Raw genomic sequence first — 13651 nt, forward strand, 5'->3', positions numbered from 1 at the left:
CAGCCGCTGCGCGCACGGGCAGGAGGCCGGAGTGCGCCTGGTCCTGACGGACCTGCGCCGTATCGACCTCACGGTCCGCACCACGAACGCCACCGTGAACCCGCTGGCCGAAGCCCCGGGGCTGGCCGGCGTCGCCGCCCGCTTCCGCTTCGACGCCGTCCTCGCCGCGTTCAAGACCGCCCGCCAGGACCTGCTGATCGGCGCCCACCTCGCCCTGCAACTGCCCCGGCACCTGCTCGTCGCGGCCATGATCCTGCGCGACCAGGAAACCGGCACCCGCCACCACCGCCACGGCAGCGCCCCCTGGAACACCTGGCCCGAGCGCCTGGCGGCCGTCGCACCACCGACCACCGCGCCCGCCATCACCGCCTCCATCCGCCACCACGCCCACGTCCTGCAAGACCTCCTCGCCGTCCACGCACCGGTACTGGCCGGGGCTTGTCAAGAACCCGATCACCGCAGTTCAGCGGATGGGGCGTCAAGCACCTCGAAACGGGTTGGGACGGGTCCGGAAACGTCGGACTCGTCGGGGCTGGTCATGCGAGCTCCCGAGGCCGAATCCGATGCATCTGGTTTCTGGGCCTCAGCGTGCGTCCACCCAAGATCCCTGCCAAAAGGGGACCAACGTGATCTTGGCGGGGTGAAGCACCCACCCGAAGTCGCCTCAGTCGGCCTGGAGGGCGGCAAAGTCGGCGTGAGCGGCCTCGACGGCTTCGGGGTACGCCCGGCGCTTCTCTTGCTCGGCGAGTGCCCGGTAGATGCTGGCCAGGCCGGGGTTCTGTCCCTTGCGCTTGCCGGTGGGGATGATCAGATCGGGGCGGATCTGATCGAGGGACTCGCCCGCGGCCCGGCGCCGCAGCACGGTGTGCAGCATGTCGTCGGTGATGACGGGCGGCCGGCCGCCATGCTTGCCCTTGCGGGCCGCGGCATCGAACCCTTCGAGGGTGGCCTCGCGGATGCTCTCGCGCTCGGTCTCGGCCATCGCGGCGAAGAACCCGAAGAGCATCCGGCCCGGCCCGGACGGGTCGTAGATGCCGGGCAGCGGGCCGGCCATCATCTCCAGGACCAGGCCGTGGGCGGTCAGGTGGTCGGCCAGTGCGGTGAGCTCGGCGGCGTCGCGGCCGAACTGCTTCATCTCGTGGACGGTGAACAGCACCCGGCAGTGCGGGGCGCGGGCCTTGATCTCGCGCGCGAGGGCGAGGGCGGCCTCAAACTGTGGCCGGACCCGGATGCGGGTGCTGATCTTCTCGGAGAAGACCTTGTCCCGGGGGATGCCGTGCGCGGCCAGCGCGTCCAGCTGCGACCGGAGCTCCTGGGTGAGGCGGCTGCAGCGCGCGTACCCGATGCGGATGTCCGCGCCCGGGGTGTCCGTCTCGGGCGCGGCCCGCGGCGGGGTGCCAGGCCGCCAGGGTTGGCCGGGGCCGCGGTCGGCCGGGGGTCGGCACCCGCAGCAGCTTGGCGAGCCGGGCTGGACGCCGCAGCGCGGGCAGTCGTGGCGCTCGACGTCGTCGGCGTCGCTCGCGATCGCTTCCTGATGGCTCGTCATGCCCGAAGCCCTCTCGCAAACCATTCCCAGAACCGGGGTCCGCCGCCACTTGAGTGAGAACGAGTTTTGAGAACCGATCGGGCGTCCGGGTCGGCTCCGGCGCCCGTTTCCGATCTTGCTCCCGGAAAGGGTCGTTTCCGAGAGTCGCCCCCGCCGAGAAGAGTTCGGCGAGGGCGACGGCTGTCCCGTCGCACGCTTCGTTGTCGCTGTCTCGGCTTCCGTTACCCGGATCGCGCCAGGTCTCAGCTCTGGTTGCCGCACGGGTCGAGTGCGAGGGGCGTGGTCTCAGCTGAGATTGTCGGCCGACGGCACTTGTCTCATCCGGTGTTGTCAGTGATCAAGGTTTGTCTCACCTCCAGTTCCCTCTCCGGGGCGGTTTGAGCTGGTTCTTGGTGCTCGGCGGTGGCTGTCTGTGGCTTCCTCGGACCAGGGCTCGAAGGCGGGCCACGAGTGCCGGGGGTACTTGGTGGATGTCGAGGTGATGAGGGCGAAGGAGTTCGCCGTCGCGTTCACCGATGAGGAGTTGGTACGGCGGCGAGAGCCGTTGCCGTCGTGCTGGACGTCGCGGTTCGAGCGGGCTCGACCGGTACGCGCGGTGAGGTCGTACGCCGGCCAGGGATCGGTGACCCGGGACTACTGGTCCGCGACCACCGGCGGTCAGCTGTCCTGCGAGTCGCAATTGGAGCGCCACCACGCGATACTGCTGGACTTCGACCCCGAGGTAACCGGGCTTGCCGCGCAACCGTTCCGGCTGTTCTGGCCGGGGCCACGGGGGCGGCGGGGGCACGTCCTGGACTTCTTCGCCCGCCTCGCGGACGGCGGCGCCATTGTGGTCGACGTCCGCCCGGACGACCGGATCGAGCCGACCGACGAGGAGGCGTTCGCGGCGACCGCGAAGGCCTGCGAGTTGGCTGGCTGGCGCTTCCGCAGGGTCGGTGGGATCGACCCCGTACTGTTCGCGAACGTGAAGTGGCTGGCCGGCTACCGGCATCCGCGCTACCTGCTGGAACCGGCCGCTTCCCGGCTGGTGGAGGTATTCGAGGCCCCGACGGGCCTGTTCGCCGGGGCCGAGCAAGTCGGCGACCGCTTGGCAGTGCTGCCGGTGCTCTATCACCTGCTCTGGCAGCACCGGTTGCTCATCGACATGGGCAGCCCGTTCCGGCGCGACACGATCGTGTGGACGTCGGCGGGGTCGGCATGAGGGCACTGAGGCGTCCGGCGGTGGTGCGGCCGGGCGACCGAGTCCGGTTCGACGGCCAACTGCACACCGTGGTCGGCCTGTCCGGCGTTCTCGTCCGGCTGGCCGACCAGTTGGGCCGGATCAGCGCGATGCACCTGCCCACGCTGATGACCTCGGAGGGCTTCGAGGTGGTCGGCTCCGGTGGGCCGGCGCCGGTGCTGCCGGCGGGCCTGCTGGACGGAGTGGCGCCGGATCGCGTGGAGAAGGCCCTGTGGTGGCACGGTCACATGACCGAGCTGCTGACCGGCCTGCCGCCGGACGCCCCAGCTGGGGCCGTACCGAAGGCCGAGTTCGACCCGGCGACGCAGACGCTCACGCAGCGCGAGGCGGCGAAGGCCGTCGAACTGAGCACGGAGACTGGCCGCCGGGTCAGTCCGCACACGGTCCGCTGGCGTCGGCGCCGCTACCAGCAGCAAGGTGTGCTGGGCATGGTCGACGGGCACGCGGCTCCGCGCCGCCAGGCGGCGGGACAGGTCGACCCGCGGGTGGTCGGGGTGCTGCGGCAGCTGATGAACGACGCCGCCAGCAGATCGACACACACCGTCAGCTACTACTTCGAGAAGGTCGGCCAAGCGGTCGCCAGGCTGGACGGCCCGCCAGCTGTGATGCCGTCGCGCGCCACGTTCTACCGACTGTTCGACCGGCTGGACGCCGGACGCCACACGACCGGCTCGGCCCGCACCCGCCGCGCGCTGGCCAACCAGCCTGACCGCGTCTTCGAGGACGTGGTGGTCTGCCGACCGGGTGAGCTGATGGAGATCGACTCCACGCCGTTCGACGTGATGGTCCGGCTGGAGAACGGGGTGGTGGACCGGGTCGAGATGACCGGTCTGGTCGACATCGCCACCAGGACGATCGCCGCGGCGGTGCTGCGGCCGACGACGAAGTCGGTGGACGCCGCTCTACTGCTGGCCCGGTCGGTCACGCCGGCGCCGATGCGGCCGGGCTGGCCGCAGGCCTTGCGGATGGAGTACTCGGCCCTGCCCTACCGGCGGCTGCTGTCGGTGGACGAGCGGCTCCAGCACGCGGCGGCGGTCCCGCTGATCATCCCCGAGGCCATCGTGGTCGACGGCGGGAAGGCATTCTTGTCGAAGAACTTCCACACCGCCTGCAACGCGTTCGGCACCGAGGTGGTCCATACCCCGCCCCGGACGCCCACCCACAAACCCCACGTCGAGCGGACCCTGGGCTCGGCCGCCTCGCTGTTCGCCCAGTTCCTCTCCGGCTACACCGGCCGCTCGGCCGAGCACCGCGGGCGGAAGGTTGAGGACGAGCCGCTGTGGTCGCTGCACCAACTGCAGGAACTGCTGCAGGAGTGGATCGTCCTCTGGCAGAACCGGCCCCACGACTCCCTGCGCGACCCGCTCGCCCCGGGCCGCACCTTCAGTCCGAACGAGAAGTACGCGTCGCTGGTCGAAACGGCCGGCTACCTGCATCTGCCGCTCAGCGCCGAGGACTACCTGGAGCTTCTGCCAGCGCGCTGGCAGGCCGTCAACTCCTACGGACTCAAGATCAACCACCGGATCTACGACTGCGACGAGCTGGTCCCGCTGCGGCGCCAGAAGTCCGGGATCGCTGAGCACGACAACCGCTGGGAGGTCCGCCACGACCCCTACGACATCCGGCTGGTCTGGCTGCGCGACCACATCGAGGGTCGCTGGATCACAGTCCCGTGGCGGCTGCTGGGCAAGACCGCCACCCCGTTCGGCGAACTCGCCTGGGACCACAGCGTCCGCGACCTGCGCGACCAGGGCCTGTCCGTCACCGAGGACGCGCTCGCCGCCGCCACCCGTGACCTGCTCGAACGCGCCAGCCAGGGACCGCCCGAGAGCCCGTCCCCACGCAGGCCCCGCCGCCGCGACCGCAGCGCGAAGGTTGCAGCCCGGACCGAGGCGACCGGCGAACCCGCCTGGCCCCGCCCTGCACCGCCTGCTCCACCAGATCCTCCCGACCGTCCCGCCGCTGCACCGCTGGACGGCGGGGAGGAGATGCTCGCCGACATCGTTCCGCTCAAGGTCTTCGACGCACGCCGGGAGGCAAAGAAATGGTGGTAAACGACGTGAACTTCCAGATGCCAGACGACCGGCGCGATCCCATCACGACCCTGGAGGGCTGGCGCCGCTTCGTCCAGGAGGACCCGCTCACCTTCACGCTGCTGTCCGAGGACGACTGGCTCGCCCTAACGCCGCACGAGCAGGACCAGTACGACGAGGCCAGGGTCACCTACCACTCTGAGCTGATCATCGTGGAGACTCCGACGATCCGCGAGGTGCTGCACCAGGGCCGGCTGCTGACCCTGCTGAACCGGCGTGAGATCAGTGCCCGGCGCGGCCTGATCGTCTCCGGCCCCTGGGCGACGGGAAAGTCCACCGCGATCAAGCAGCTCGGCCGCGCGCACGAACTGCGTGTCCGCCAGCGCTACCCAGGCAACGAGCGCATCCCGGTCGTCTACATCTCCGCCCCGCCCAACGGGTCCCCGCGCAAGCTCGCGACCCGCTTCGCGCACTTCCTGGACCTGCCGCTGAAGTCGCGGCACAACGAGATGGACATCGCCGACGCGGTCTGCGAGATCCTGATCGATGCGAGGTGCGACCTGGTGCTGGTCGACGAAATCCACAACATCAACATGTCCACGTCCACCGGCAAGGACCTGTCCGACCACCTGAAGTACTTCGCGGAGCACATCCCTGCCACGTTCGTATATGCCGGCATCAACGTCGAGCGCGAGGGCCTGTTCACCGGGGTCCGAGGCAAGCAGATCGCCGCCCGTTGCGTGCTCCAGCACACCGGTAACTTCGCCTACCAGGCCGAATGGCGCTCGATGGTCGCCACGATGGAGCAGGCCCTGCGGCTGCACCGGCACGAACCCGGGTCACTGTCCCGGCTGGCCCGATACCTGCATGCCCGGACCGGCGGCAGCATCAGCAGCCTGTCCCACCTGCTTCGCGCGTCGGCGATCAGCGCGATCGCCGACGGCAGCGAACAGGTGACGCGCCGTCTGCTGGACAGCATCCCCGTCGACCACAACACCCAGTCCGAGCCGCCCACTCCGGGAGCGGCCGACGCCGAGGACGACGCGGCGTGACGGCGCTCCTGCCCCCGTCGCGACTGCGGCCCCTGCCCCGGACCGTCGCTCCGCTCCACCGCGAGAGCAAGGACTCCTACATCGAGCGTCTGGCGATGGCGAACAGGCTCTTCCCGGACGATCTCCACGACCAGCTGGCTGGCCCGCGGCCGTTCCGCACCGACCGGATCCCGCTGCCCGCCGCTCTCGCCCAGGCTGCGGGCCAGTCGCTGGTCCGGCTCCTGCTCGCGCTGCCCGACCTGGCCAGCGCGGACTTCACCGCGCTGCTGCCGCCGGCCTGCCGCGACCGGCTCAACCCGGGTTGGTCCCTCCGCCCGGTTTGCGCGCTCTGCCTGGCGGCCAAGCGGGTCCGCCATGCCCGGCACTGGACTCCGCCCGGCACCACCCTCTGCCTGCAACACGGCCGCTGGACCGGAGCTCACGGACAGCAGTTCGCTGTCACGGCCCTGCCGGAGGTCCTCCGGGCCCAGCGCCGCCACTACCGGCTGATCCGCGGGCACGGCTGGCGGGACGTCGCCCGAGCGATGGACGACGCGCTGCGGATTTGCGGCACCTGGTGGGACAACCGGCGCTTCACCCAGGCCCTGGACCGCCGCCGGGCCGTCCTGCGCGACCCGGCCTGGGCCGGGCACGGTCAGAGCCTCACCGTCGCGGCCTGCGGCTATCCCGAGGTCGTTGCTCTGGCTGGCCTCTTCCTGACACCCGCGCTGCGGGCCCTGCCGTTCACCGGCCGCACTGGCGACTACCGGCGCTTCGTCCAGGAGGTCCGCGACCGCGCCGCCCCCGGCTACTGGGACGACAAGATCGCCTCCAACGACCCGCTCACCCTCTGGATCGAGGCCGAACGCCACCACCACACCACCGCGACGGGAGCCCGATGACCCGAAACAACCGCCGGCTCGACTCCCCAGTGGTCGAACGCGCCGCCGGGCCGATGACCGTCGGCTATGTCCGCACCGTGATCGGCCAGAGCCCGGTCACCCAGATCAGCACGCTCCTCGCGGCCGACGTCGCGGAGAAGGACATCTACGTCGAACGCGCCAACGGCCACAAAGCCGCCTGGCCCGAGCGCGACCTGCTATTGCCCCGTCTCCGGGCCGGCGACACTCTCAAGATCACGCGCCTGGACCGGCTCTTCTACTCCGTCCAGAACCTGGTTGTCCTGGGCACCGACATCCGCAATCGCGGCGTCCGCCTCCACGTGGTCGAGCAGCAGATCGACAGCGAAAGCCTCGACGGCCGCGACCTCTTCGGCATGCTCGCCACCCTCGCCGACCTCAACGCGCAGTTCGTCGCCGCGAACACCAACGACGGCCTCGCCTCCGCCCGAGTCCGTGGGCGCGTTGGCGGCCGGCCCCCCAAGCTCAACGACCACCAGATTCAGGACCTCATCCAGCAACACGCCGACGGCGCCCGCGTCCCTACCCTGGCCAAGAAGTTCAAGGTCTCCCAGGCGACGGTCTATCGCCTCCTCAACCTCTCCGCTCTCGACCCGTCTCGCTAAAGGTGGGCCTGTCACCGCCGGCCCCTCGGCCCCGCGTTGACTTCTTGACATCATCAAGGCATGACCCCGACCCTTCCCCGCACCGTCCGAGCAGTCGACACCGATCAGCTCCTGGACCTGGCCCAAGAGGCTGCCATGCACGGCTTCAGCCAGCGGCTCCCGGTCGACTGGCTCCAAGAACTCCTCGCCGCAGAGGCGACGCACTACCTGTTCCCCACACTCGTGCAGCGGCTCACGCACCGTCCCGAAGTGCCGCTGCAGTGGCGGTGCCAGCAACTGCTGACGGTCAGGACCGGTGAGCAGATCTGGGGTCTACTCGACGTCCTTCCCGACACCTTCGACAAACTCCCGGAGACGCTGGACACAGCGTCCAAGAAGGACATCGTCAGCCGCATCGAGCGAGCCGTGACCCAGCGCGAGTGGGCGGAACGGATGACCGCGAACGCCGCGCACCCAGCCGACGACAAGTCATGACACAGACCGCCAAAGGTATACACATGAAGCAGCGCTCGGAGATGAGCGAACGCGAGTACTTCGCTTGCGTCGGCCAACGTCCCGGCATGTTCGTCGGCAGGACCTCCTTTCACCTGCTGACAGCCTTCCTGACCGGATACGACCAGCACGCCATCCGCCACGGCGGACATGGGCTCACCGGCTGGCCCGAGTGGCTCGTCACCCGCCGAGGCCGCGAGTGCAATCACGCCTGGCCCGGCCAGGTCCTGCACATCGCCCTCCCAGACGGCTGGGACGACATTTCAAACTTGCCGCCCGAGGATGAGAAGCACGCGATCAAGGTCCTGTTCCAGCTCCTCGACGACTTCACTGCCGAGCGCGAGGCAATCCAGAGCGCTCAGGCCACCAGCGAGGTCAGCGACAACCGAACCTGAGACACCCGGCGGCAAACCCACCTGGCCGACAACGGGATGTGAGACCAGTCAGGCCACCCCGTCTCACATCCTGTTGCATCAGCCCAGTTCAGGCACCATGCCACCGGCAAAGATCAAATGAGACGGGACAACGGCCTGGGCCGTCGTCGACCGAGCGGCCACTGACCGGGACGGCCAGATCATCATCGAGTTCCGGGGCTGCCGGCTCCAGCACATCGCTGCGAGGAGCCGAGCCGCCGGGCCGGTTGTCAGCTCTTGTTGATGCAGGTGTTACCCGATGCCGCGTTCAACAGAGCGATGATGTCGATCGTGTTTCCGCAGAGGTTGATGGGTACGTGGAGAGGAATCACGTTTCCGCTGGCGACTCCGGGGGACATCGCCACCACTCCCATTGCTCCGGCGTCGCGGTGGGTTCCTCGGGTGCTCGTGACGACGGGCAGGTCCTCGGCCGTGCCGGCCTGGTCGGCGGCGTCGAGGTCACCGGTGGCCGAGTCGTAGAGCATGACCGGCTTGGGGGTGTAGTTGACGACCGATCCGATGAGCACATCGGGGCCGGTCTGCAGCTCGGCCCAGGTGTCCTGGTCGGTGTCCCGGATCATCAGGTAGCCGGTCCCCGTCTCCTGGTTGCCGGTGAACATGGCCAGGACGCCGGAGTCGGTGTCGGCGAACCTGTTGACGGCCTCGTTGACGGTCTCGGCGTCCCCCATCGCGCCGACCAGGCCGTCGTGCTCCACCACGACCAGGCCGAGAGCTTCCAGCTCGGCGGCGATGGCGGAATCCCGGGGCCGGTCGGCGGCGCTGGCCGGCGCCACGGCGGCCAACGGAAGCGATGCCGCGACCAACGCGGCGATACGCAGGCGCCACCCTGTTCGGACGCCCCTGCCAGTCTCCCGGCGTGCGCGCGTGCTTGGTCATCCCGCTTCTCCCTTATCTCACGGTAGGGCGCGGCTGATTACCGCAGACGAGACTCTATGTGCACGATCAGTTGCTTTGTGCCACGCCACTCGCGTCAAGACCGCCACCGTCTACCGGGTGGCCCTCCACATCGCGGGCACATTCTCATCTGGGCCGCTCGGTGATGCACGGGAAGCGGCCATTGGGCTGCGGCGAGGGGTGCGGGGATGTTGTTGGACGGGGGTCAGACGATTCTGGCGGTTGTGGTGGCCAGCCTGGGTACCCCGCCGAAGGAGAGCTCGATCTGCACCGTGGCCGGCCCTTTCTTGAGGGCGGGAGGGCTGGCGGCGGGGTCTGCTGGCCTCGTCGGAGGGGTGGGCGAGCTGACAGGGAACTGAGTACGCCACCGAGACCGCCCAGCGATCCGAGTTTGTAAGGCGGTCGGTGCGGCAGAGCCGTAATCAAGGTAGCCAGCCTCAGCCGCTGAGGAGCAGAGCCAGCCCGTCCGAGCGTAGAGGACCCGCCGTCGCGCACCGGGAAGGCGGGTCCTTCAACCGGGCCTGGGGTCGACCGACATCAGCCGCGGGAGCACAGCGACCAACATGTTCCCGAGGGGATCGCGTGGCTGGAGTGCTGTGTGCCGGGCGAAACCAGAACAGGTCAGCCGTAGCGGTCGTGTCGTTTCTAGTAGCCCTTGAGCATGGACCAGGCGTTGGCCGCAGTGATGTCCTCAGGTCCTTTGAGTGCGTTTCCCTCGCCATCGCACTTGATGGTCTGGTTCCCCAGGAAGAACCACCAGCCACTGCCGGCGCCGGCCCCAGCTGCCGCATTGACGCCATACTCGAATTGCGTCCCCTTGAGCTTCGGCCAGGCTCCAGCTGCCGTAATTTCCCCAGGCCCCTTGACGATTGTGTCATTATCGTACAGAGCCGCCTTGTTTCCCCGGAAGAACCACCATCCTCCGTCGCCGCCGTTCACTGCCGCGTCGACGCCGTCCTCGAACACCGTACCCTTGAGCGCGGGCCAGAAGACCGAGATCTTGTCGGGCCCGTGGAGTACCTTGCCGCCTCCGTTGCACTTGATGGTTTGGTCCCCCTTGAAGAACCACCAGTCCGCGCCGCCTGCGCCTGCCACTGCGGCGTCGACACCGTTTGCGAACACCGTTCCCTTAAGCTCGGGCCACGCGTCAGAAATCTCAAGCGGGCCCTTAAGGATACCGTCCCGGACCTTTACGGCACCACTCCCCTTAAAGAACCACCAGTCACTGTCTCCAGCGCCTGGGGCTGACGCATCGATGCCGTTCTCGAATCCATAGGTCACCACTTCTGCTACTCCTTCAGGGATGAGCATTTGCTTCCTGCAACCACGTGGACGGAAGTCCATCAAGGTGGCAGAAATATGTTGTCAGCATGCATACCACCCAGAACTTTCCCTGAACCATAGTGCCTTCACCGTCACTCGACCGGAGTGCAATCCTAATATCCATGATGTGCGATGTTTCCGCGGAGTCGCCGGGTGGCCATGGTTGACCCTCCCAAGCCCCCCGTAGCCCCTGCCGGGTCGCTGGCCAACGGCAAGTAGCCTCCAATCTGGTGGCGGACATCGGCGGCCACCGCCCTGGCACGTTAAGCCTTCCAGGTCAACCTGCACTGGCTTAGCGGTTCACTCGCCAGGAGAGTGGTATACAAAATATCCAAACAGGAATCTTAGGAGGAACTATGGGAACGGATTCTCTTCAAGGCCTCTCCGGCGCCTATGTGACAACGAAGAACGCGGAGAATGCGATCTCGCCCTTCGCTGTTCACCCCGAAGGCTTCTTCGTCTTCGATGGCGTCCAGGTAAACCCAATCTTCGACCATACCGAATCGGTCTGGAAGTTCTCCCCTGCGCTTCTCCATACGCCACAAGGAGATCAGAAGGTCAGTGGAAGAATCTCGCTGAACAAAGGGGTGGATCCCACCTTTGAAGCCGATCTGAAGGTAGGTGAAGAGGAGAGCCAGCTAAGATTTGCCGGAAGTCTTTCCTTCGCCTATGATGCACCCATTCCCCATGGCTCGACCTCCGCCGTCGCGAGTGTCACCGATCCCGCTACTGCGGCGACCCCAGATCTGATTAGTCCATGCCAATACGCCAGGGCAAAGACTGCCTATCTTATGACCGCGGGCATGATCGCGGCCAGCGGAATTGGATCGCTGGCGGCCTGGGGTGAAGTCAAAACTGGGTGGGTGGCTCTACTGGGCCTTGATGCCTGGCTTTCCGCACGAATCGAGGAGGTGACAGAATACATCCTGAAGCATCCGGCGGAGACATTCACGGCCACCACAATGGCAATGAATATCGCAACGGTGTCGTGGCAGCAATCCCCATATTTTCGCGATTTCGCACAAAAAGCATTCGCCTACCTGATCGTTCCACAGGGGATCAGCTGGCTCGCAGGCTGGATGGGTCGCCTCCACAGCGCAACCACCGCGGACGCAGCCCAGTGGGTAGTCAGCGTCGGCATGTGGCAGAGGAGCCTCTTCGCGGCAGTTTTGGAGCAGCAGCAGATCTGCAGCGGCGTCCAGTAGGCAGCGATCCCCACGCACAGCCCACCCAGGCCCCGCCTCCTATCCGGAGAGTGGGGCAGCCGGGCCGAGTGCGAGTCTTGGCCTCGGTCGTCGGGACGGCCACGAGAATGATCAGTTCCCTTGACCTTCGTGGGATGAGGACTGGCCCTTGCGGCGCGATTGCCGTCTGGTGATGCGCCTGGTCATGACGGTGATCGCCGCCCAGGTGATCTACGACTCGGATTCACGGGCCGGTGCCATTGCCCGTCCGAGGTGCTGGGAGGTGCGGCTGAGGAGCCAAGCCGAGGTGGGACGGATGACGTTCCCGCAGATCAGCATCGGGAGCCCCGGCGCCAACTGCGAGTCGCGCAGGACCAGCCCTTGAGCCCGGGTGAACCACTGCCGGGGAAGGTCGAGCCAGCCCTCCTTCGGCAGGTTCTCGGCCCCCGTGGAGGTCCAGCGTTCCTGCCAGGTTGCCCCGGGCTGTGCCTGCAGCCAGGCCAGCACACGCTGTCGTGCGACAGGCAGGTTCTTCTGCAGCGTGCCAGTGCCGGCGAACCGTGGCGGCCGGTGCTGGGTAGAGGTGTCCACTGCGGATGCGTTCCGGGGGTGCCTGGAGCGATGGCAGTCGGAGAACTTGCGGGCCGGCAGCGCGAGCAGGTGTTCGGTGACCGGGCGCCTGAGTACGGAGGCGTCGTCCGGCGGAGCGGTCGTGCGGGAGGAGTTAATCCTGTTCATCCTCAAGCTGAACGTTCCGCGGGGCACCGTGAAGTGTGTGCCATCGACCCGCTGCTGGCCGATCGCCGAGTTGTGCACCGGTACGGTGCCGCTCTTCCCTCGGGACCTCGGTGTCCTGATGGAGGGCTACGTCGACGGCTGGATTCCCGACGGTCCCATCACTCTCGAAGCGTGAGGCTCCAGAGCCGACGCTTCGTCGGAGTCGCCTCGCTTCACAGCGGCCGGGTCGGCATCACGCCGTGCCGCATTTGGGGCACCTGCCCGCCTTGCCGGTCCGGCGTGGGACGGCCGGACTCCAGGGCCGCTGTCAGGCGATGCAGCGCCCGTGTTGTGCGGCTGCGGCGCGCAGGGCTTTGGGGCCGGGCCACAGCTGGTGGTCGAGTGCGTCCTCCAGACGGGCCAAGGTGCCGATGTCGGGCAGGACCTCACCGCCGAGGATTCGGGCGATCGTGGAGTGCGCGACGCCTGCGCGCTCGCCCACGGCGCGCAGGGAAAGGCCGGCGGCGGCCATCATCGTGGCCAGATCGCGGGCGAGGACGAGTCCGCAGTAGGCGCTCAGGGGGGCTTCGGGGTCGAGCCGGGCGTCAGGCCAGTTGCCTGAGCGGACGTAGGACAGCGGGGTCTTGTCGTTGCTGCTGCGAGGCATGGCGGGATCCTGTCACGGCCCGGCCGGACCCGGCCGGGGTTGGTCGCATGAGGCGCGCGTACAGCGATCGACGGCCTGTCCGTTCGCACAAGCACGGGAGTGCACGGGCATGCTTTCCGCCCGCCGCCACCCGGCGCCTGCCGGGTGCTAGTGAACACGGCTGATCCCGACCCCTCGGGCGTGCTCAGAGGGTGGATCCGGTGCGTGCGCTCCGGCTGCGGTGTCAGTGCGGGCCGAGGGCGGCGGGCCGGGAGGCGGCCGCAGGGCGTGGGGCCTACGCGCCTCGTCAACTGTGTCGGGAAGATGACACGTTGAGGCGTTGAAGCCGCTCATCGTGCACGGAGCGCCCCAGGGCTGTGGAATCATGAGCTAACTGACCGTCCGTGCTGGCATGCGTACACTGTGTGCTTGCATGGGTGGTGGTGGCGTGCGCGCCGACGTGGTGCGCGCGAAGCGCGGAGGGAGACGGTGGGCAGGTCGACAGCGCGAACCGACGTGATCCAGTCGGTGACCTTGACGTCGTTACCCTCCTCCGGTGTCGGAAGTTGCGCAAACTCTCTTGTCA

General features: G+C 67.9%; 14 protein-coding genes and 1 pseudogene. 9 read left to right on the forward strand and 6 right to left on the reverse strand.

Going from position 1 to position 13651, the window contains the following annotated elements:
• Both ACIQVZ_RS41090 and ACIQVZ_RS41095 read right to left on the reverse strand, forming a co-directional pair.
• Positions 1 to 418: pseudogene (locus tag ACIQVZ_RS41090) on the reverse strand (hypothetical protein); the annotation flags it as partial.
• 246 nt (positions 419 to 664) lie between these two features.
• Positions 665 to 1546, reverse strand: coding sequence for a recombinase family protein (locus ACIQVZ_RS41095; protein WP_402457901.1), 882 nt, complete (start codon positions 1544 to 1546; stop codon positions 665 to 667).
• Positions 1547 to 2012: 466 nt separating this feature from the next.
• On the opposite strand from ACIQVZ_RS41095, the gene ACIQVZ_RS41100 reads away from it, so the two are divergent.
• The 7 genes from ACIQVZ_RS41100 to ACIQVZ_RS41130 are packed head-to-tail and all read left to right on the forward strand — an operon-like array spanning position 2013 to position 8262.
• Positions 2013 to 2747: a TnsA-like heteromeric transposase endonuclease subunit gene (locus ACIQVZ_RS41100; RefSeq protein ID WP_402457904.1), complete on the forward strand. Its 735-nt coding sequence runs from the start codon at positions 2013 to 2015 to the stop codon at positions 2745 to 2747.
• Positions 2744 to 4840, forward strand: coding sequence for a Mu transposase C-terminal domain-containing protein (locus tag ACIQVZ_RS41105; RefSeq protein WP_402457907.1), 2097 nt, complete (start codon positions 2744 to 2746; stop codon positions 4838 to 4840). The genes ACIQVZ_RS41100 and ACIQVZ_RS41105 overlap by 4 nt, the downstream gene beginning before the upstream one ends.
• A 5-nt stretch (positions 4841 to 4845) precedes the next feature.
• Positions 4846 to 5871 carry an ATP-binding protein gene (locus ACIQVZ_RS41110; RefSeq protein ID WP_402457910.1) on the forward strand — a complete coding sequence of 342 codons (1026 nt, stop codon included), beginning with the start codon at positions 4846 to 4848 and terminating at the stop codon, positions 5869 to 5871.
• A complete protein-coding gene (locus tag ACIQVZ_RS41115) occupies positions 5868 to 6752 on the forward strand; it encodes a TniQ family protein (RefSeq protein ID WP_402457913.1) in 885 nt (294 codons plus the stop codon). The genes ACIQVZ_RS41110 and ACIQVZ_RS41115 overlap by 4 nt, the downstream gene beginning before the upstream one ends.
• Positions 6749 to 7375: a recombinase family protein gene (locus tag ACIQVZ_RS41120; protein ID WP_402457915.1), complete on the forward strand. Its 627-nt coding sequence runs from the start codon at positions 6749 to 6751 to the stop codon at positions 7373 to 7375. The genes ACIQVZ_RS41115 and ACIQVZ_RS41120 overlap by 4 nt, the downstream gene beginning before the upstream one ends.
• A gap of 60 nt (positions 7376 to 7435) precedes the next feature.
• Entirely contained in the window at positions 7436 to 7849 is a 414-nt protein-coding gene (locus tag ACIQVZ_RS41125) for a hypothetical protein (RefSeq protein WP_402457918.1), read from the forward strand.
• A 23-nt stretch (positions 7850 to 7872) separates the two neighbouring features.
• Positions 7873 to 8262, forward strand: a complete 390-nt coding sequence (locus tag ACIQVZ_RS41130) for a hypothetical protein (RefSeq protein WP_402457920.1) — start codon at positions 7873 to 7875, stop codon at positions 8260 to 8262.
• Positions 8263 to 8510: 248 nt separating this feature from the next.
• Here ACIQVZ_RS41130 and ACIQVZ_RS41135 read toward each other — a convergent pair whose 3' ends face one another.
• Both ACIQVZ_RS41135 and ACIQVZ_RS41140 read right to left on the reverse strand, forming a co-directional pair.
• Positions 8511 to 8765, reverse strand: a complete 255-nt coding sequence (locus ACIQVZ_RS41135) for a chaplin (RefSeq protein WP_402457936.1) — start codon at positions 8763 to 8765, stop codon at positions 8511 to 8513.
• A 1075-nt stretch (positions 8766 to 9840) separates the two neighbouring features.
• Positions 9841 to 10506 carry a hypothetical protein gene (locus ACIQVZ_RS41140; RefSeq protein WP_402457922.1) on the reverse strand — a complete coding sequence of 222 codons (666 nt, stop codon included), beginning with the start codon at positions 10504 to 10506 and terminating at the stop codon, positions 9841 to 9843.
• Between the two features lie 368 nt (positions 10507 to 10874).
• Here ACIQVZ_RS41140 and ACIQVZ_RS41145 point away from each other — a divergent pair, with 368 nt between their 5' ends.
• On the forward strand, positions 10875 to 11723 hold the full coding sequence (locus ACIQVZ_RS41145) for a hypothetical protein (RefSeq protein ID WP_402457925.1): 849 nt from the start codon (positions 10875 to 10877) through the stop codon (positions 11721 to 11723).
• Between the two features lie 210 nt (positions 11724 to 11933).
• Here the strand turns inward: ACIQVZ_RS41145 and ACIQVZ_RS41150 are convergent, their stop codons facing one another.
• Positions 11934 to 12293 carry a hypothetical protein gene (locus ACIQVZ_RS41150; protein ID WP_402457928.1) on the reverse strand — a complete coding sequence of 120 codons (360 nt, stop codon included), beginning with the start codon at positions 12291 to 12293 and terminating at the stop codon, positions 11934 to 11936.
• 76 nt (positions 12294 to 12369) lie between these two features.
• Here ACIQVZ_RS41150 and ACIQVZ_RS41155 point away from each other — a divergent pair, with 76 nt between their 5' ends.
• Positions 12370 to 12615, forward strand: a complete 246-nt coding sequence (locus tag ACIQVZ_RS41155; protein WP_402457931.1) for a hypothetical protein — start codon at positions 12370 to 12372, stop codon at positions 12613 to 12615.
• Between the two features lie 132 nt (positions 12616 to 12747).
• Here the strand turns inward: ACIQVZ_RS41155 and ACIQVZ_RS41160 are convergent, their stop codons facing one another.
• Positions 12748 to 13086 carry a helix-turn-helix domain-containing protein gene (locus ACIQVZ_RS41160; protein ID WP_402457934.1) on the reverse strand — a complete coding sequence of 113 codons (339 nt, stop codon included), beginning with the start codon at positions 13084 to 13086 and terminating at the stop codon, positions 12748 to 12750.
• Positions 13087 to 13651: the final 565 nt, after the last annotated feature.

The organism is Kitasatospora sp. NPDC098663, assembly GCF_044760075.1.
GTDB lineage: Bacteria > Actinomycetota > Actinomycetes > Streptomycetales > Streptomycetaceae > Kitasatospora.